This is a genomic window from Thermococcus sp., from assembly GCF_027063845.1.
GTDB lineage: Archaea > Methanobacteriota_B > Thermococci > Thermococcales > Thermococcaceae > Thermococcus.
Genome location: NZ_JAMOQU010000066.1, coordinates 13,325 through 32,113 on the forward strand (window position 1 = coordinate 13,325; position 18,789 = coordinate 32,113).

20 protein-coding genes are annotated in these 18,789 nt (G+C 53.4%); 8 read left to right on the forward strand and 12 right to left on the reverse strand.

The features are described from left to right. Nucleotides 1-4: 4 nt before the first annotated feature. The 5 genes from purQ to purD all read right to left on the reverse strand — a co-directional run bounded on the left by purQ (nt 5) and on the right by purD (nt 3,963). Nucleotides 5-676, reverse strand: coding sequence for a phosphoribosylformylglycinamidine synthase I (gene purQ / locus MVO87_RS04430; protein ID WP_297512990.1), 672 nt, complete (start codon nt 674-676; stop codon nt 5-7). 1 nt (nt 677) lies between these two features. Next, nucleotides 678-920: a phosphoribosylformylglycinamidine synthase subunit PurS gene (gene purS, locus MVO87_RS04435; RefSeq protein WP_297512988.1), complete on the reverse strand. Its 243-nt coding sequence runs from the start codon at nt 918-920 to the stop codon at nt 678-680. Nucleotides 921-987: 67 nt separating this feature from the next. Beyond that, nucleotides 988-1,494, reverse strand: a complete 507-nt coding sequence (locus tag MVO87_RS04440) for a TIGR00725 family protein (protein ID WP_297512986.1) — start codon at nt 1,492-1,494, stop codon at nt 988-990. Next, complete coding sequence (locus tag MVO87_RS04445) at nt 1,494-2,636, reverse strand: formate--phosphoribosylaminoimidazolecarboxamide ligase family protein (protein ID WP_297513005.1); 1,143 nt, start codon at nt 2,634-2,636, stop codon at nt 1,494-1,496. The genes MVO87_RS04440 and MVO87_RS04445 overlap by 1 nt, the downstream gene beginning before the upstream one ends. A 10-nt stretch (nt 2,637-2,646) precedes the next feature. Further along, nucleotides 2,647-3,963 (reverse strand): phosphoribosylamine--glycine ligase, encoded by a 1,317-nt coding sequence (gene purD, locus MVO87_RS04450; RefSeq protein ID WP_297513004.1) that lies wholly within the window; start codon nt 3,961-3,963, stop codon nt 2,647-2,649. Nucleotides 3,964-4,032: 69 nt separating this feature from the next. On the opposite strand from purD, the gene MVO87_RS04455 reads away from it, so the two are divergent. The 3 genes from MVO87_RS04455 to purE all read left to right on the forward strand — a co-directional run bounded on the left by MVO87_RS04455 (nt 4,033) and on the right by purE (nt 6,035). Next, entirely contained in the window at nt 4,033-4,773 is a 741-nt protein-coding gene (locus tag MVO87_RS04455; protein ID WP_297512984.1) for a hypothetical protein, read from the forward strand. Continuing rightward, nucleotides 4,774-5,535 carry a hypothetical protein gene (locus MVO87_RS04460; protein WP_297512983.1) on the forward strand — a complete coding sequence of 254 codons (762 nt, stop codon included), beginning with the start codon at nt 4,774-4,776 and terminating at the stop codon, nt 5,533-5,535. Nucleotides 5,536-5,603: 68 nt separating this feature from the next. Continuing rightward, entirely contained in the window at nt 5,604-6,035 is a 432-nt protein-coding gene (purE, locus tag MVO87_RS04465; RefSeq protein ID WP_297513002.1) for a 5-(carboxyamino)imidazole ribonucleotide mutase, read from the forward strand. A gap of 309 nt (nt 6,036-6,344) precedes the next feature. Here the strand turns inward: purE and purT are convergent, their stop codons facing one another. After that, a complete protein-coding gene (gene purT / locus MVO87_RS04470) occupies nt 6,345-7,634 on the reverse strand; it encodes a phosphoribosylglycinamide formyltransferase 2 (protein ID WP_297513000.1) in 1,290 nt (429 codons plus the stop codon). Between the two features lie 240 nt (nt 7,635-7,874). On the opposite strand from purT, the gene MVO87_RS04475 reads away from it, so the two are divergent. The 4 genes from MVO87_RS04475 (at nt 7,875) to MVO87_RS04490 (ending at nt 12,117) form a co-directional block, all read left to right on the forward strand. After that, on the forward strand, nt 7,875-8,903 hold the full coding sequence (locus MVO87_RS04475) for a DUF4855 domain-containing protein (RefSeq protein ID WP_297512981.1): 1,029 nt from the start codon (nt 7,875-7,877) through the stop codon (nt 8,901-8,903). After that, nucleotides 8,888-9,919 (forward strand): CGP-CTERM sorting domain-containing protein, encoded by a 1,032-nt coding sequence (locus MVO87_RS04480; protein WP_297512978.1) that lies wholly within the window; start codon nt 8,888-8,890, stop codon nt 9,917-9,919. The genes MVO87_RS04475 and MVO87_RS04480 overlap by 16 nt, the downstream gene beginning before the upstream one ends. A 96-nt stretch (nt 9,920-10,015) precedes the next feature. Beyond that, nucleotides 10,016-11,020 carry a phosphoribosylformylglycinamidine cyclo-ligase gene (gene purM, locus MVO87_RS04485; protein WP_297512998.1) on the forward strand — a complete coding sequence of 335 codons (1,005 nt, stop codon included), beginning with the start codon at nt 10,016-10,018 and terminating at the stop codon, nt 11,018-11,020. Nucleotides 11,021-11,052: 32 nt separating this feature from the next. Then, nucleotides 11,053-12,117, forward strand: a complete 1,065-nt coding sequence (locus MVO87_RS04490; RefSeq protein ID WP_297512976.1) for a DUF835 domain-containing protein — start codon at nt 11,053-11,055, stop codon at nt 12,115-12,117. 133 nt (nt 12,118-12,250) lie between these two features. Here MVO87_RS04490 and purC read toward each other — a convergent pair whose 3' ends face one another. Beyond that, complete coding sequence (gene purC, locus MVO87_RS04495) at nt 12,251-12,958, reverse strand: phosphoribosylaminoimidazolesuccinocarboxamide synthase (RefSeq protein ID WP_297512996.1); 708 nt, start codon at nt 12,956-12,958, stop codon at nt 12,251-12,253. A gap of 154 nt (nt 12,959-13,112) precedes the next feature. Here purC and purF point away from each other — a divergent pair, with 154 nt between their 5' ends. Further along, nucleotides 13,113-14,447, forward strand: coding sequence for an amidophosphoribosyltransferase (gene purF / locus MVO87_RS04500; RefSeq protein ID WP_297552354.1), 1,335 nt, complete (start codon nt 13,113-13,115; stop codon nt 14,445-14,447). A 6-nt stretch (nt 14,448-14,453) separates the two neighbouring features. Here the strand turns inward: purF and MVO87_RS04505 are convergent, their stop codons facing one another. From MVO87_RS04505 to MVO87_RS04525, 5 genes are all read right to left on the reverse strand, one after another. After that, entirely contained in the window at nt 14,454-15,098 is a 645-nt protein-coding gene (locus tag MVO87_RS04505; RefSeq protein WP_297512643.1) for a nucleotidyltransferase domain-containing protein, read from the reverse strand. Further along, entirely contained in the window at nt 15,067-15,396 is a 330-nt protein-coding gene (locus tag MVO87_RS04510; RefSeq protein ID WP_297512641.1) for a hypothetical protein, read from the reverse strand. Before MVO87_RS04510 ends, MVO87_RS04505 begins: the two co-directional genes overlap by 32 nt. Before the next feature lie 123 nt (nt 15,397-15,519). After that, a complete protein-coding gene (gene fdhF / locus MVO87_RS04515; protein ID WP_297552347.1) occupies nt 15,520-17,508 on the reverse strand; it encodes a formate dehydrogenase subunit alpha in 1,989 nt (662 codons plus the stop codon). Nucleotides 17,509-17,583: 75 nt separating this feature from the next. Further along, nucleotides 17,584-18,177: a pyridoxal 5'-phosphate synthase glutaminase subunit PdxT gene (pdxT, locus tag MVO87_RS04520; RefSeq protein ID WP_297552348.1), complete on the reverse strand. Its 594-nt coding sequence runs from the start codon at nt 18,175-18,177 to the stop codon at nt 17,584-17,586. Between the two features lie 30 nt (nt 18,178-18,207). Beyond that, nucleotides 18,208-18,789: beta/alpha barrel domain-containing protein (locus MVO87_RS04525; RefSeq protein WP_524540270.1), on the reverse strand; the 582-nt coding region annotated here is incomplete at its 5' end.

Here is an 18,789-nt window from a genome sequence, read left to right on the forward strand (position 1 = left end):
TTCCTCACCTCCTCGCCCACTCAACCATGCTTTTGAACAGCCTCAGGCCGTCTTCACCCCCCAGAAAGCGGTCGCTCGCGCGCTCAGGATGGGGCATCGTTCCGAGAACGTTTCCACGCTCGTTGGCTATCGCCGCTATGTTCAGAACCGAGCCGTTGGGGTTGGCTTCTTCGCTCACGTTCCCGTTCTCGTCGCTGTACTGGAAGACGATTCTAACCTTCGACGGGTTGTTAATGTAATAGTTGCCCTCCGCGTGAGCAATCGGCATCCTTATGACCTCCCCTGGCTCGTAGAGGGAGGTGAACGGCGTTTCCACGTCGTTTACGCGGAGGTGAACCCACCTGCAGAGGAAGCGCGGAACCCTGTTGGGCCTCAACGCCCCTGGAAGGAGGCCCGCCTCGGTGAGGATTTGAAAGCCGTTGCATATCCCGAGAACCGGCCGTCCCTCCTCGGCAAACTCCTTAACCTCCTCCATTATCTCCTGACGGGCGGCTATCGCACCGGCGCGAAGATAATCGGCGTAGCTGAAGCCACCTGGCAGAACAACCCCGTCGAAGTCCTTGAGGCTCGTTTTATACCAGACGCGCTCCGCCTCGGCTCCGGCCTTTCTTATGGCCCTCTCAGTCTCGAAGTCACAGTTAGTTCCAGGGAAGACCACAACGGCGAAGCGCACCATTTCAGCTCACCGGCTCTATCCTGTACTCCCAGCTGTGGATGAGCGGGTTGGCGAGGAGCTTTCTGCACATCTCCTCTACCTCTTCCTCCGGTTTTTCACTCTCAAGCTCGAACTCAAAGCACTTCGGAACGCGGAGGTTCTCAACCGCGTAGCCGAGGTTTCTGAGTGCCTTCCCTATGACCCTCCCTTCGGGGTCGTTGAGTCTCTCCTTGAGGCGAACGGTGACGGTAACCCTCCACTTCATCGCAACCACCCTTGCCAGAAAAGTGTAAAAATCGAGAGTTTTTAAGGATTATTTTAACAGAAAAATGTCAAGAACGTGCTAGCCCCAGGGCCAGCTCAACGGCCTCTTCGGGGCTCTCGGTGAAGGCAACCTCCGCACGCTTTCGGTGGTCGAAGAAGCCGTCCTTCGCGAGGGCATTAAGCTCGTCGCTCCTGTAGCCGGTTCCAGTAAGAACAACTACCGGAATCCCGAGGTTGTAGGCCATCAGAGCTTCTACCATCGTTCCAGAGCCGCCGCCGAGGACGACGAGGACGTCGGCCGATGTTACGAGGACTACGCTCCTGCCCGCTGGATTGAAGCCCGTCTTTATCCTTATCGAGCTGTACGGGTTCCCCTCCTCATCTCCTGGAAGGACTCCAACGACAGTCCCACCGCGCTTCCTGAACTCCTCTGAGACGACCTCCATTATTCCGCCCTTCCCGCCGGTTAAGAGTATGACATCAAGGGGAAGCGCCCGGGCAAAGGCCCTCGCCTTCCCCTCGGCCTCAGGGATGAGCTCCGAGTCGCTGGAGCCTGCTATTGCTATCTGAACCATCAGGTTACCACCTTCTCAAGCTCGTCGAGCTCGATTGCACGCTTTATCTCTAAAGCAACCCTCCTTCCCGTGCTCATCGGCTTTCTCCAGAGGGCGTTGCCGTATGGGTGCCCCATCGCCATGTGGATGTTCGTCCCGCCACCGGTTCTTGGAGCTACGTCGTAGATGTAGAAGTTCAGGTCCTTGTCAACCGCCGTCTGGAGCGTGAACGGCCCGATTATTCCCGGCTCGTAATACTCCTGCGTCGCCTTAACGTACTTCTCGGCCATATCAAAGACCTTCTCAAGGAGGCTCTCGCGAAGGGTTGATGAGGCGTGGCCCGTTACGGTGTATTCCGGTTCGAACTGCCACTCGGGAAGGGTCAACTGCTGGGCCGCTGGAAGCCTTACGTGGCCGTCCAAGCTCGTTTCGAAGCGCCAGTCTATTCCTAAAAGCTCAATCTCCCCATCAATAGGCGAGTAGAAGAAGTCGAAGTTAAAAACAGGCCCGATGATGTAGTGCTCGATTCTCGCTTTAGCAAGGTCTTCCTCGGTAATCACACCGAGCCTGATGAGCTTCTCAGCCTTCTCGCGGAACTCCTTGTAGCTCGCGGCCGTGAAGAATCCTCTCTCAAGCCTCTTCTTGGCGTGCGGAAGCTTGACTATAACGAGGCCGACCTCGTCAATCTCCTCCGGCTCAACTGGCTCGGGGTAAGGGAGCTTGGCTTTCTCAAGGAGCCAGTAGTAGCTCTTCTCCTCGCTCCGCTCCTCGCTCCTGAGCAGGTTCCTGCTCCCGAAGAGCGGAACCCTGAACTCGTTCTCAACCCTGTCAATGCCGGTGTAGACCACGAACGAGCGGTTCGGCACGAAGATGACGTTCCTCTTCACGAGCTCGTCCTGAACGTCTATAACCTGGGCGAACTTCTCAAGCACTAGCACCTCGTCAATGAAGCCCTTCGTAAGGCCGTCCTTCGTCTTCCTCAGCCTGAAGTACTCGGTGTAAGTTTTGTGCCTGCCCCTCTGGGCGACGACGAGGACAGGCAAACCTTCCTCCTTGGCACCGTCTGCTATGTCGAGGGCAGAATGACTCCCAAGGACGCCAACTGTTATTTTCTCGGGGTCGTACCTCTCGAGTATCCCCAAAATTTCATCGCGGCTTATCATTCCCATCACCTCAGCACGGGTTCGGCTCGAATTCCTTTCCAAACTTTCTCATCAGCTCAATCCTCTTCTCAACGCTCTCCCTGGTTCCGACGTCCCTGCGATAGAACAGCTCGCCCTTTACGTGCGGAATCGCGCTCTCGACTATCCTCTCAGCCTCCTCAAGGCTATCGGCGATTCCAACGACCGCTATGGCCCTCGAGCCGAGTAGCGTGAAGTTCTCGTCAATTGAGGCGTAGTAGAGCCTTGCACCGACCTCTTCAACGGCCTTCTCGTTGACCTCCACCTTTACGCCCCTGACTGGGTTCGTTGGGTAACCTTTCGGCGCGAGGTACTTGACGACCGTCGCTTTACTTTCGAACTCCGCTCCCCGAAGGTTGCCGTCAACTATTCCCTCCGCAATCTCAAGCAGGCTCGTCCTGAGGAGCGGGAGGACGTTTATCGCCTCGGGGTCGCCGAAGCGGGCGTTGTACTCTATGAGAACCGGCCCACCCTTGCTGAGCATGAACTGGCCGTAGAGGATTCCCTTGTAGGGCATCCCCTCCTTCCTCATGGCCTCGACGGTGGCTTTAAGCGTCTCAAGGGCCTTCTCGTAGTCTTTCCGCGTCACGAAGGGAAGCAGGCCGTTTGAGCAGGAGTAGCTCCCCATCCCGCCGGTTATCGGGCCTTCGTCGTTCTCGTAGGCGTGGGGGTAGTCCTGGGCGAGAGGCATCGGGAGAACCCTTTTTCCGTCAGTGAAGACCTGGAAGGTGAACTCGACGCCGTCTGTGCGTTCTTCGATAAGAACCCTACCGTCGCGCCTGATGAGCTCCTCGGCGTAGGACTTAGCTTCCTCGTTGTCCCTCAGCTGGTAGCCGACGACCTTAACGCCCTTCCCACCGGTCAGGCCAATGGGCTTAACAACGACGGGCCTTCCAAAGTCGTCAATCCACGAGCGCATCTCCGAAACGTCGGCAAAGACGCGGAAGACCTTTCTCCCAGGGATTTCGTTGCGCTCCATGAAGGCCCTCGCGAAGGCCTTGTCGGTTTCGAGCTTGGCGGCTTCCCTGCTCGGCCCGACTGCGGGGATGCCGTTTTCCTCAAGGGCATCAACGATACCCTTCTCCAGGGGCGCCTCGGGGCCGATGAACGCCAGCTCGACGCCGAATTTTTCGGCGTACTCAAGAACCTTTTCGATATCCGTCTCCTTCGCCAGACCGTAGCCCTTCGCGAGCCTCGCGAGGCAGGGGTTTTTGTGCTTCGAGACGACGTAGAGCTCGGCACCTCCCCTCACGAGAGTCTCCCCAATCGCGTGCTCCCTTCCTCCTCCGCCGACAAGCAGAACCCTCATGGTTTTCACCAATTATATGTCAAAAACCTGGCTTTTTAAGATTTATTTTTAACTTTTTATGTCAATAAATTGGATGCCTACTATCGGGCATCAAAAGACGGGAAAGGCATTTATAATCCAAGGCTGTATAACCATAGGGGGATTGGCATGAATGGGACCGAGAGGGTTCTTCGAATGCTCCCCGCAGGGGGTGTACTGTCACTAATTCAGTCGGATTTGGAATCAAACGGAGAACTGTTCTCACTCCTCATCCTCAGGAGGCTCCTTGAACGAGGTGATACAGTGTTTTTGTTCCTTTATGAACCCTTTAGGGTGTTTGAGAACAATGCAACAACTGTTGGATTAAACATCAGAGAACACCTCGGAAAAAACCTCTACATCTTTGACGCCTTCGGTAGCATTTACCGCATCCCCCGAAGAGAAGAAGGGGTGCATCAGCTTTCCGGATACCTCGACGACTCCGTGTTCATAATAAAACTTAGGGAGTGGGCCGTTAAGACCCTAGAATCAAGGGAGTGGCGGAACCTTTGGATTTTCACTTATACATCAACGGGGGTCTGCAAACTGTTCAGAAGACCGTACCTCGTTTACAGGATGATTATTGCAGTAAGGGAACTACTGTTTAATAACGCTGAATATGAAGGAACTGTTCTAACGCTCTCCGAACCGGAATGCCCAGATATAAGCGACATTGCATACACAGTTTCTGATATCGTAATTGAGACTCACGTGGTCAACGGGAGAAGGGTTGGCATAGTCACCAAGGGAGCAAACGAGGGTGAAGTGCTTGAGCTCTTCGGGGGTGATTGAATGCTTTCGTGGGAAATCCCCGCTCTTGACGAGGCCCTGGGCGGACTCAAAAAGCACTCTTTTGTTTTGATTCACGAAGCAGACCCAAGGGCGAGGGGAAAGGAGATTCTCTTCCATATAATGCGAGAGAAACTGAGAGCAGGGAACCTCGTGGGATACTTCAACATATCCTACCCCATACACGCCCTCATGAAGGCATTTGAGGTCTCAGGAATAGACGCGAGAAAGTACCTGAGGGAAGGAAACCTTGCAATAATAGATACCTTTGGAAGTTTCTACGACATAATCAGCGACCTTGAGGGCGTTTGGTACCTTAGAGGCTCCCTTTCGGCTGATGTCCTCCCCGCCAAATACGTAGAGGTCGTCGAGGCCCACAAGAGAGCATGGGCAGAACGCGGAATGTTCGAAGGGAGGGAACTCTACGGGTTTGCGATGGACATGTCAGATTACATAGATATGCTAGGAGGTGAACTGGAGACTTTACGTTACCTCGAAATATCGGCCGAGATAAGGGCTAATGCAAAAGCATACCGCGAGTATCCAAAAGGAACGAACTTCTGGCTCTGGGGAAGAAAGGGGAGCCCCCGGATACTCACCTCAGTTTACAGACGCGCCACTTACGTCCTGCGCGTGAGGAGCGAGCTCAGCGGGAGCAAAGTTGTGAGGTACCTTGAGGTTCTCAAGGCCCCAGGAATGGGCACGGAGATAGAACGATTCACGTACCACTTTGAGAACGGCGTTCCCATCCTGGAAATAGTTTGACGTAAATTTGCTAAATTTTCCCGGAAAATTTTTAAAGTTTTAACTTTTTTATGTCAACGGTGATGGCCATGAAGGTTCTGGTCGTCATGGGGAGCAAGAGCGACAGCCACATCGCAGAGAAGGTAACCACAGTCCTCGACGAGTTTGGTGTTGACTACGACGTCGAGGTTGCATCAGCGCACAGAAACCCGAAAAAAGTTGAGGAGCTGGCAAAGAAGGACTACGACGTCTTCATAGCCATAGCGGGCCTCAGTGCCGCTCTGCCTGGGGTTATAGCAGCCCACACGGTTAAACCCGTTATCGGCGTTCCGGTTTCGGCCAAGCTCGATGGACTCGACGCGCTTCTCAGCATCGCGCAGCTTCCACCGGGAGTTCCAGTGGCGACGGTAGGAATAGACAACGGCAAAAACGCGGCCCTCTTGGCAATAGAAATTCTCGCACTGAAGGATGACGAACTCAGGCGGAAGCTCGAAGAGTACAGGGAGAAAATGAGAAGCTGATTCTCAATAACATCTATCTCAATTTTCATATCCTCTTATTTTAAACCGACAAAAATGACTGATTCAAAACGGGGGATGAAGGGAAGACCCCCCGATTCTTAATTCCACCCACTCTTTATTCGAGCCCTCTCCTCGATTACAACTTCCTTATTTTCAATCCTCAGGCCTGATTTCATCCCAAGGGTTTACGCCATATTGATGGCCATAAGATTTTTTAAATTTTTCGGATATCTTCCAATGGATTAGACCAAATCCGTACATGTGTTCAATGTACGGAATTTAACATAATGAACAAATGAAAACAAAAGGTCAGAGGAGGTGCTTCCTCTTCTCGTAATCCTGTCCGTGCCAGTCAGAGGAGCGCGTTCTGAGCTCTATCATGTGGGCGACCATCTCGGCCTTCCTCTTCGCCTCTTCAATGCTCCGGTCCCAGGCTATAGCGACGCCTAAACGCCTCCCCGGATAGGCTTCGGGCTTGCCGAAGAGCCTCACCGTCGCGTTAGGGATGCTTAAAGCCTTGGTCAGCCCGCGGAACCTCGGAGAGTAACCCGAGACGTTGGCCTTGATAACGTGCGTTGCCGCTGAAGTCAGGAGCGGGAACAGGTGGTATTCACCGACCCACTCGCCCGGAATCGGAAGGCCAAGAACTGCCCTCAGGTGAAGCCCGAACTCGGAAAAGCCGGTCGGGTGGGAAGCTAACGTCACCATTCCCGTGTCGTGGGGCCTCGGCGAGACCTCGTTGGCCCAGACCTTGTCCCCCTTCACGAACATCTCTACACCGAACAGTCCGAGACCGCCGAGGACATCGGTGATGCGCTTCGCTATCCTGTAAACCTCGCGCTCCGCCTTCTCCGATATTTCAGCCGGTTGCCAGCTGGAGTGATAGTCTCCGTCAATCTGGTAGTGGCCAACGGGCTTCGGGAAGGTAGTAACTACCTCGCCGTTCTCGTCGTAGTGCCTCACCGCCAGCTCGGTTATCTCAACGTCGAAGTTTATGTGCTCCTCAACGATTATCTTGTCGGCGCTACCTCTAGCTTTTTTCTTCGCCTCCTCCCATGCCTTGGGGATGTCTTCCGGGCCTTTAACGAAGTACGAACCCTTACCCGAGGAGCTCATTATCGCCTTTGTGTGACAGGGGTAGCCTATCTTTTCGCAGGCCTCGTAGAGCTCATCGAGCGTGGTCGCGTAGGCGTAGCGTGAGGTAGGAACCTTAGCTTCCTTCGCAAGGGTTTCCCTCGTCCTCTCGCGGTGCATTGCTATCCAGGTCGCTTTCGCGTTCGGAACAACGAAGTAGCCGTCCTTCTCAAGCTCGAAGAGGGCGTCGAGGTTAATCGCCTCAATCTCAGGAATTATCGCGTCGGGCTTCTCCCTCTCGACGACGGAGAAGAGGAAGTCCGCGTTCCTCATGTCTCCCACGTAGAAGCGGTGGGCGACCTGCATGGCTGGAGCGTTAGCGTAGCGGTCAACCGCTATAACTTCCACGCCGAGCCTCTGAGCCTCAATCGCTATCTCCTTCCCGAGTTCTCCACTCCCGAGGAGGAGTATCTTCTGTGCAGAATCCGTCATGGCCGTTCCGAGCTCATCGCGGGGCTTAATCATCCGCACCACCTCAAACGTCACAGTGTTTGACGTTTTAGTGTTAAAAGTTTCGAATATTTAAGGATTTTTTAGCAGAAAAATGATGAACAATCCTACACGTCCTCATGGATACTGGAGAGTAATGGATTACCACCCCTACAATTTCAACCCAATTTGGAGCTTTTAGGACGTTTTTAATGGTTTTATTTAACATAAAGATTTTTATAATGCTAAATAACTACTTGCAATTGGTGATCTATTATGTTGAAGTTTGGTTTGTGGTGGGTTAGGTGGGATAAGGATACTGGAACTTATGAGTCGAGGATGACTGTGGGAAGTAGGAAAGCTACCGTTGGGGACTTTAAGGAGAGGGATTTTGACAGGATTGTTGTTCTTAGTGGGGAAGGGCGGGGAATCAAGTATAGTGGTAGAGGTTATGGAAATGGGTATATGGATGGGTTGCACTTTGCACATTGGGTTCTCTCTGAGATTCTGGGGAATGTAAAATATTACATCACAATTCCGTTCTCAGACAAAAGCGGTAACTTAAGGGACAATCCTGCCAACGGGTTTAACGGTTCCTACTGGGCTGGCTGGATTGATGGAGTGCTCAACGTTTACGATCCTCGGAGAATCGGTTTCTACTGGAGCTACGAGAGTTGCCTCCAAGCCACCATCAATGATCCGGCAGTTAAAGTATTGGGTATAAGCGATAAGGAACAATACAAGGAAGCATACATCCAATTCATCGAGGACATGAGTAACTACATTCACAACCACGGACTGGAACTAATTTGGATCCCAGCAACTGGAGGCAGAGGTGTAACGTACTTGCGTAAGGGTGCCTTTGACGGAATCCTCAAAATCGGAGGTTACTTTGATTACGTTTTCGTCCAGCCGAACTATTATGAGTACCCGGAATGTATAGAATACATTAACGATACTAAACAGCAATTTCCCTACTCGTATGAAAAGTTAGTCGAGAAAATTCGGTTCATTCACGAAGAACTCACAGAAGCAGCGAGAAAACAAAATCCTCACACAACAGTCTCAATAGAAATGGAAGCCGACAGTGCCGTTCTCCCTGACCAATGTGGGCACTGTGCTTTATGTGAATACAAAAATAAGCAATGCGTGAAATGTGACAATGAAGGGTGCCTTGAGCGCGCCTGTGACTACTATAGGGCAATTATGGAAGTAAACCCCAATGCATTCTCAACGAGAGCCTACTACTTTGGCACAGACCTAAGAGTCGTTGATAAGGTGAGAGGAAGATGCCCCGGCTGGTGATTCCCTTATTCATTGCCTTTCTTCTTCTTGCCATTCCCGTTTCGGCGGTCTACTACGTTAGGTCACCCAGTTTTCTCTATGAAGTTCAGTACAGCGTGCTGTCCAATGGAAGCGAAGCACTAATTCCCCTCTCCGTTCTTCAGTACGGTATTACGTGCAGCATGGACAGTTGCTGGGCAGAAGTTTATGGTGACCAAGAGTATATCCTCCTCTTTAATGGTTCTCAGCTTTATCTTCTGAATTTTACCCCCGCGTTGAAGACGTCCCTGCCATCTTACATTCCCAAGAACATAACGGACATTTACTTTAACAACGGAATAGCTTATGTGAATAGTTCATGGTACATTACCATTACATACTATGTCGACATGGGGAAGTTTGAAATAAGTAAATCATTTAACGATGTTTATCGGCTCGATACGAAAAACTTCTGCGCTGAGCGCGTCAACGTGAGCTTGTCCCGGTTTGGAAAGACGGCCTTCAAGAAAGAGATTAACGGCTGGGAAATCGAAATCCCGAGGAAATTTTGGCCCTTATGGACCTCTAAGCAAAACAAAACCAAGAATCCGCCCTTAGAGGCAGACTTTAGAGTGGCTGTAAACGCCAGTGTTGCCTCCAACTGGTCCTCCGTACCCGTTTTGATTGTGAATTCGACGAGTTTTCCCGTTTATTTCCTCCTCAGAAATGGTAGCTTGACCCGGAACGTCACTCTCCTCTATCTGAACACGACTCCGGTCTGGATTTACTGCGGGTATTATAATGAAAACACGACGGAACTTCCCGGTTACTGGTTTCCCAATGACGTCAAAATCATCAAAGTAACACTCTGCAAAAAGGCAACTAACACTCCAAACAAAACCATGAGTCAAACGACCGTCAGAGGGAACACCACAGCTTCCATCGAGAAAATCGCAACTACAACCTCAACAACCACAAAAGAAAAAAGCATCTGCGGGCCGGGACTCGTAGTCCTCACGACTTTATTACCCCTCCTTCTGAGACGCCATCGGAATTAACATTAATCTGTCTAATTTTTGAGCTTTTATCTCCTCTTTTACCATAAACACGGCAAACCTTTTAAGCCCTCCCCGAAACTCTCACCGGTGGTGCTCATGCTGACCTACGCCCAGGCAGGTGTTGACGATGAGAAAACTGCCAACGTCCTGAGAAGCATCATAGGCCTTGCGAGGGAGACGTTTAAGTTCAGGAGGGGAAAGCCTGGGGAGCCCGCGGAAAACCTCGGCCACTACTCGGCGCTCCTCGACTTCGGGAGCTTCTACCTCGCCATGACGACAGACGGCGTCGGAACGAAGGTTCTCGTCGCTGAGGCGGTTGGCAAGTTCGACACGATAGGGATAGACATGATAGCGATGAACGTGAACGACCTGCTCTGCGTTGGGGCTGAACCGGTAGCGCTCGTTGACTACCTCGCCGTTCGCGAGCCGGACGAGAAAATATTTGCCGAGATAGCGAAGGGCCTCTACGCTGGAGCGGAGCAGGCGGGGATAGCGATAGTGGGCGGGGAAACGGCTGTGATGCCTGACCTCATAAACGGCTTCGATTTGGCAGGAACGGCAATTGGAATCGTCGAGAAGGAGAAGGTAATTACGGGGGATATGATAAAGCCCGGCGACGCTGTAATAGGAATTTCGAGCTCGGGAATCCACTCAAACGGCCTGACCCTCGCGAGGAAGCTCCTCATACCCAAATACGGCCTCGACTACGAGTACGAGGGTAGAAAGCTGTGGGAGTGGCTTTTGGAACCAACGAGGATTTACGTGAGGGCGGTTCTTGAACTGCTCGAAAGGGTGAAAGTCCACGGTCTGGCCCACATAACCGGGGGAGGACTGACCAACCTCAAGCGCCTCACGAACTACGGCTTCTCCCTTGAGATGCCCTCAATAGAGGGAATATTCAAGCTAATCCACGAGAACGGCGTTCCGCTGGAGGAGATGTTCAGGGTCTTCAACATGGGTGTAGGCTTCGTCGCGATTGTTCCCCAGGAGGAGAAGGAGGAGGCTCTAAGGATTCTCAACAAGTATTATGAGAGCTTTGAGCTGGGGGTCGTTACAAAGGAGCCCGGAATAAGGGTCGAGAACTTCGGCGTAAGGCTTTAATTTAGGCAAACCAAAAGAGACCAGGTGGTGGAATGAACCCCCTGCTCGCGGGCCAGCTCTTCAGTTTTTCCCTCAAGGTGACAGCGGGATTAGTCCTGCTTGCAGGCTGGAGGCGCTACCGGAGGAATTCACTCCTCCTCTGGTCTCTCTTCTTCCTGAGCTCATCACTTTCACTCGTATCGGAACTACTGGGCTTTAATATCGGAGTTCCCCTTTTCCACGCCATGGGTGTCTCATTTCTTGCCGGAGGTGTTGTCTCCCTCCTCGATGAGGAGGCCATCGAATTTCCTATTCATTCCCTGAGAGTCGCGGCATTGTTATTGCCCTCTGTTGTCTCGTTATACATCATATTTTATGCAAGCATCATCCAAGAGCCAAGGCCAATGTACCTATCCTACGGTGTAGCCGGAATATTCTACACGTTCTCTGGGATTGTTCTCTGGGGGACAAGAAAATCATATCCTCGCTCTGGAACACTCCTGAGTGCAATAATAACCCTTCACGGAATCCACAAGATGGACTACCCATTCCTCAGGCCCGTCGAGTGGTTCGCGCCCATCGGGTTCACCCTCGGGGCAACACTGAACTTCCTCGAAGTTTTCGCATTCATCCAAGTTGTTTTCTCCGAGAAGTTTAGATACATTGTCGAAGCTAAAAAGCCGGAGGTCGTGAAAAAAGGCGTCTTCATCGTGTCCCCTGATAGGTTCAGGGCGTACGTTGAGGCGCTCTCCGACTTCCCGGTTCTGGCCTTCGCGAGGAGGAGCGACTTCTCGGAGAGGTGGGAAGTTCACCTGCTGACGACCGTCGAGGGGCCGGGCAACATCGGCCCGACCCAGCTCCACAGAATAATCGAGAGAACCCGCTCCTATCTGGCGGAGGCCCACCGCGAGAACGTGACGGGAGTGGTCGTCATCGAAGGGCTGGAGTATCTAATGATGTACAACGACTTCCGCTCGGTGCTGAAGTTCCTCGCGACGCTCGCTGACTACATAGCCCTCTACGGTGGAATGCTGGTCTTAGTTCTCGACGAGAAGAGCTTCGACGAGAGGCAGCTTAAAACCCTCAGGCAGGTTCTCAACGTGGGTGAAGGCAAATGATGCTAACAGTAAGAAGGAAAGCCTTTCTGGAGGAACTCCCCGCGGTCGTTGAAGAGGCCGTTAAAACTTAACGGAATCCGGCTGAGGAGGATAGAGATAGAGGAAGACGAGAAGGGCTGCTACACGGTTTTAATCAGCTATGAGCCGGAGATTCACCGGTAAGCCTCTCGTAGAGCTTCTCATAAGCTGAAATCAGGTCACCTTTGTCAAAGCGGAAGACGTCCTTGTCAAGGCTCTCCTTCGTTTCTGCGTCCCAGAATCGGCAGGTATCGGGGCTAATCTCGTCCCCGAGGACTGTCTCGCCCCTCTCGTTCTTTCCGAACTCGAGCTTGAAGTCCACGAGGATTATCCCGCGCTCGGCGAAATACTTCCTGAGAATCTCGTTAACCTTGAGGGCAATTCTCTCCATTTCCCTGACTTCCTCCTGGCTTACCCCCAGAACCTTGGCGTGGTAATGGTTAATCATCGGGTCGCCGAGGCCGTCGTCCTTGTAGTAGAGCTCAACTATCGGCTCCGAAAGCTCCGTGCCCTCTTCAAGGGGGAGGCGCTTCTTCAGACTCCCGGCGACGACGTTCCTGACGACAACCTCAATGGGGTACATCTTGAGCCTCTCAACGATGAGCCTGTTGTCTCCAGCGATTCCAATGAAGTGGGTCTTTATTCCGTTCTCCTCAAGAACCTTGAAGAGAACCGCGCTAATCTGGGCGTTGAGCCAGCCCTTACCCTTGAACTGGGCCTTTTTCTTGCCGTCGAAGGCGGTGGCATCGTCCTTGAACTCCATTATCGCCTTCCCATCGTCGAGCGGGATTACCCTCTTGGCCTTACCCTCGTAGACCTCCACTTGAATCACCAGTTTCATGTAAAACTAGCCTACTTTTAAGTGTTATTTTGCCTAATTACTGTCAAAAACTGGGCAAAGTTTTTAAGCATGGACAGCTAAACTCGACCAGCTTAATGGAGCGCCATTAACTTTCACACGTCAACCGGTGGTGGCGATGCGAGAGAAGTGCGGAATCTTTGCAACGCTCTCAGAGAACTCAGCAAAGAAGGCCTATTACGCCCTGCTTGCCCTCCAGCACCGCGGACAGGAGAGCGCGGGAATAAGCGTCTGGCGGGGCAGGATAAGAACGGTTTCAGGCCTCGGTCTCGTCACCGACGTCTTCAGGGGAAAGGAGCTCGCAAAGCTCCGCTCGAACCTCGCAATAGCCCACGTCCGCTACTCGACGTCAGGCTCGCTCAACGAGACCCAGCCGCTTGAGACGGAGTGCTGTGGGATGAGAATCGCGGTGGCGCACAACGGGACGCTCACCAACTTCAGACCCCTCCGCGAGAGGTATGAAAAGCTCGGCGTCAGGTTCCGCCACTCCGTTGACTCCGAACTGCTCGGGATTTCCTTCCTCTGGCACCTCCGCGAGACGGGAAACGAGTTCGAGGCTATGAGAGCCGTTTTTGGCGAAGTCAAAGGTGCCTACTCCGTTGCACTCCTCTTCGACGGCAAAATCCTCGTGGCGAGGGACCCCGTTGGCTTCAGGCCCCTGAGCTACGGAACAGGAGATGGCCACTACTTCGCGAGCGAGGATTCGGCATTGAGGCTCTTCGTGGAGGAAACGAGGGACGTGAGGCCAGGAGAGGTCTTCCTCCTCTCAGAAAACGGCGTTGAGAGCAAGGCTCTCGCCAGGGAAAGCCACCACCACTGCGTTTTCGAGTACATCTACTTCGCGAGGCCGGACAGCGTCCTTGATGGAACAAACGTTTACAGCGCGAGGGTCAGGATGGGACGGGAACTGGCGAGGGAGAGCCCCGCTGATGGCGACGTCGTCATAGCGGTTCCTGACTCTGGAAGGGCCGCCGCCTTAGGTTTCTCGCAGGAGAGCGGGATTCCCTACGCTGAAGGTCTGATAAAGAACCGCTACATCGGGAGGACCTTCATAACGCCAGGCCAGTTCAACCGCGAGCTGAAGGTCAAACTCAAGCTCTCGCCTGTTAAGGAAGTTGTGGCCGGGAAGAAGGTCGTTCTGGTCGACGATTCCATAGTCAGGGGCACGACGATGAAGAGAATCGTCGCGATGCTCAGGAAGGCCGGCGCGAGGGAAGTCCACGTAAGAATCGCCTCACCGCCGATAAGGTACCCCTGCTACATGGGCATCGACATCCCCACGAGACACGAGCTCATAGCGGCCTTCGGAGGAGTTGAAAAGGTCAGGGAAGCGATAGGAGCGGACAGCTTAGCTTACCTCAGCGTTGAGGGCCTGAAGAGGGCCGTCGGCAGGGAAGACCTCTGCTTAGCATGTCTCACCGGGGAGTATCCAGAGTGGGCGTTCAGGTTTTAATTGATGTCAAAATTTGTAGAACAAGTCGGCTCCTTTTAAGATTGTGAAGGCTTCATATTTTACACCCCAAAGCTCCAAGAAGTCCCTGAAGCGGTAAGTGTGCTCTATTGGAACGACAACTACCCAAGCCCCCCACTGTTCACCGTTCAGCTCCTTGAGGAGGCCGCTCTTCATGTCCCTGCCCTTGAGCGCGTACTGGAAGCGAACCCTGTCCTTCCGCGGAAGGCCTTCAAGGGTGAAACGGAAGAGGGTATATGCCTTCCCATTCATTAGCTCTGCCATTGATTTGTTCTTTGTGAGAGAAAATCCTTCTATGATAACCCCCAAGCTTGCGAGGTTGTTCGGGTCGAAGAGCTCTTCAAGGCTCATGGCCCTGATGTCGAGTTTGGCATTTGTGAGTATTTTGGAGAGCCCTCTTTTGAGTTCGAGGATGAGATTCCTAAGCTCTAGGGCGGGAAGTTTCGTCCTCGTTAGTATCATGAGGTCGAGGTCGTTGGGTTTCTCTTTCCCGAGGACGGTTGAACCGTAGAGGACAACGTCGAAGACCTCACCATGATTCTCTACGAAGTTTTTGACCGTTTCGTGGAGTGTTCCTTGGGGGGTAAAAAATTGAGAGAATTCAGAGCTGAGAGTAGAGGTTGTGGACGTCATTTTTCAGCACCTTCACCCATTCCTTTGTAGCCCTCATGAGGTAGGCCTTGCGGTAGTTGTTGAAGTGGAAGTCCACGATGTCATAGATATCAGGATATTTCTCTTCGAGAATCCTAAAGCGCTCAGTGTGATTCCTCGGGAGTTTCCCTGTGTCGCGGAGGATTATGTAGTCGCAGATTGCCACGAGGGCTTTAAAGTAGAGGTTGAGGGCCGAGTTGTAGTGGCCTTTGTTGTAGAGATAATCAGCGTCCTCAAGGTATTCCTGAGCGTTGGCCTTGAGTTCATCGAGGTTCACCATGGCTGTTCCCTCGTTATCATAATAACAAAAAACTCGTATATAAGTTTTGAGGTTTGCATGATAACAATCAAGAAAGAGAAACACTAAAATGTTATCATGGTAACAAAAGAAGCGCTGAGCATGTTATGGGGCCTTCATTTTCTTAACCCGGCACGCCGAGAACTTGAACTCGGGCGTTCCGGCCTTGTTCAGGGCCGGGCTGGTAATCAGGTTCGCCTTGAAGTGGAAGGGGATTGCAACGACCCCCTTAGGGACTCCGCCGACCTTCGCACGCATCCTTATCCTCCCGCGCCGTGTTTCAATTTCCACCCAGTCGCCGTCGCGGATTCCAAGCCTTTCCGCGTCGCGCTCATTGATTAAAGCCCTCGGCTCTCCCATGAGCTTCACGAGCGAGGGGCTTCTCAGCGTCATCTCACCCGTGTTGTAGTGGCTCATCAATCTGACGGTCGTTAGAACCAGCGGAAACTCCTCGCTCGGTCCCTCCCAGGGTGAGATTCTCTCGACGGCCATGAAGCGGGCTTTTCCGTCGGGCGTCGCGAACTCCCAGGTGTGAAGCCTCTTCCTCGGCAGGAATATTCCCTCTCCGTTCTTGAGTTCATCAACGCTTCTCTCCTCAAGCTCCGGGAAAAGACGGAAGTATTCTGCCGTTATCTCCTCAACGCCTGCGTAGGTGAAGCCAGGAAGCCCGAGCGCCCGGCCGAGCATTGCCAGAATCTCCCAGTCGGGCTTTGAGTCAGCGTATGGCTCGCAGACTTTGTGGCTCCACTGGATTCTTCGCTCGCTGTTCATGTATGAGCCCTCCTTTTCGCAGAAAGCCGAGGCAGGGAGGATGTAGTGGGCGTAGCGCGCTGTTCTCGTCATGAAGACATCTTGGACAACGAGGAGGTCGAGCTTTCTCAACGCCCGTCTCACGCGCGTAAAGTCGGCCTCGCTCACCGCAGGGTTCTCGCCGACAATATAGAGGGCCTTTAGGTCACCCCTTTCGATGGCATCCCACAGCTCCGTCAGGTAGAGCCCCCTCTCGGTCGGCAGGTCGTCAACGCCCCAGAGCGAGGCGACGCGCTTTCTAAAGCGCTCGTCGGTGAGAGGGACGTAGCCAGGCAGGAACTCGCTCAGCGCGCCCATATATGCCGCTCCCTGGACGTTGTTCTGCCCGCGCATAGGGTAGAGGCCGCCCTTTTCCCCGATGTAGCCGAGGAGCAGTGCAAGGTTTATCACCGCCAGAACGTTCTCAACGCCGGAGACGTGCTGGGTTAGACCCATTCCCCACATTATGGCCCCGCTTTCGGCCAATGCAAAGGTCCTCGCGACCTCCCGTATCGTCTCCGCTGGAATTCCAGTTACGCTCTCCGCGTACTCAGGTGTGTACTTCATAACCGCCATCCTGACTTCAGAGAAGCCAACCGTCCGACCCTTCACGAACTCCTCGTCGTAGAGTTCCTCCCAGATTATAACGTGGGCAATTGCGTTGGCCAGGACTATGTCTGTCCCGGGCTTTATGACGAGCCTGTAATCTGCAAAGGCCATCGTCCGCGTTTCCCTGACGTCCACGACGATTATTTTAGCCCCCCTTCGTTTGGCCTTCAGGATGTAGTCCATGACGACTGGATGTGTCTCGGCTGGGTTGTACCCCCATATCAGGACGGCGTTAAAGCGCTCGATGTCCTCATAGGGGTTCGTCTGCGCGCCGGTTCCGACGGCGAGCTTAAGAGCGTGAACGCTCGCTTCGTGGCACAGCCTTGCGCAGTTGTCTATGTTGTTCGTGCCGAACAGGCGTGCAATCTTCTGGAGGAGGTAGTTCTCCTCGTTGCTGATTTTCGAAGACGCTATGAACGCCACCGCGTCGGGACCGTAGAGCTCCCTTATCTCGAACAGTCTGTTAGCTATTTCCTCTATCGCGACCCCCCAGCTGATTGGAACCATTGCAGAACCAACCCTCTTGAGGGGCCTCTTCAGCCTTCCCGGGGAGCGGACGAACTCGAGCGAGTAGAGGCCCTTGGGGCAGAGCTTTCCTCGGTTTGGTTCCCCTGGGTAGGGCTTGACCCTCATGCTCTTCTCGTCAACGAGAAGCCTGCACCCAAAACCACAGAAGGGGCACATGACCGTCTTCACGCTACCACCGTATTGGCAAGAAAACGCTAAAATTAAAAAGCTTTATGGCCAAAATTAACGAAAATTTATCAAAAGTCAAAGCGCCTTTTTCAGGAAGTACTCGTGAACCCTCGTGTCGTCCGTCAGCTCGGGATGGAACTCGAGGCCGATGAGGTTGTCCTGCTCGACGCCAACAACCCTGTCGCCGAGCCACGCGATAGGCTTCACCTTATCGCTGAGGAGCTCCACTATCCTCGGGGCGCGTATGAAAACTCCCGGAAACGGCTCGTCGCTGAAGGCAAGCTTTATCGGAGCCTCGAAGCTGTCCACCTGCCTGCCGTAGGCGTTTCTGTTCACTTTAGCGTCGAGGAGCTCGAGGAACCTCTGCTCCGGCGTTGCCCCGATGACGTCTTTGGAGAGCATTATAAGACCGGCGCAGGTGCCCATAATCGGAAGCCCCTCTTCGCCGAGCTTTTTAACGGGCTCGAGGAGGCCGTTCTTGACCATGAGCCTCGATATCGTCGTGCTCTCCCCGCCGGGAATTATGATTGCCGATATTCCTTCAAGCTGTTCCGGCTTTCTGAGCCAGATTACCTCGCCGGTGACGCCGAGGTTCTCAAGGGCCCTTTTGCTCGCCTCGATGTGCTCGCTGACGTCGCCCTGAAGGCCTATAACCCCTACCTTGACCATTTCAACCCCTCCAAAAGAGTGGAAAAGGGCTCAGACGCCCCTCTCCTCAAGCCTAACCTCAAGCTCCTCAATGTCCTGACCGCGCATCGGCTCGCCGATTTCCTTGCTTATCTCAACAAGAACGTCGGGCTCGTCCCAGTGGTTGACGGCCTCGACTATTGCCCTCGCCATCTTCGGCGGGTTGGAGCTCTTGAAGATTCCGGAGCCGACGAAGACGCCGTCCATGCCCATCTGCATCATGAGGGCGGCATCTGCAGGGGTGGCGACTCCGCCGGCCGCGAAGTTAACGACCGGAAGGCGACCGAGCTTCTTTATCTCAAGGAGAACCTTGTAAAGGCCGTCAACTATCTCGCGGTAGGTGTAGTGTCCGTAAATCGGCTCGTTCTCGAGAACCCTTGCCGGAAGCCCGGCTATCTCCTTGACGTTGAGGGCGAGCCTGAGATAGGGCTCGGCGAACTTTTCGGCAACGCCGTAGACCTGCTCATCGGTCATGGCCTGAATCTGCCTTATTCCCTCCGCAACGAGGCGAACGTGCCTGACGGCCTCGACGATGTTTCCTGTTCCTGCCTCGCCCTTGGTTCTAATCATTGCGGCCCCTTCCCATATCCTCCT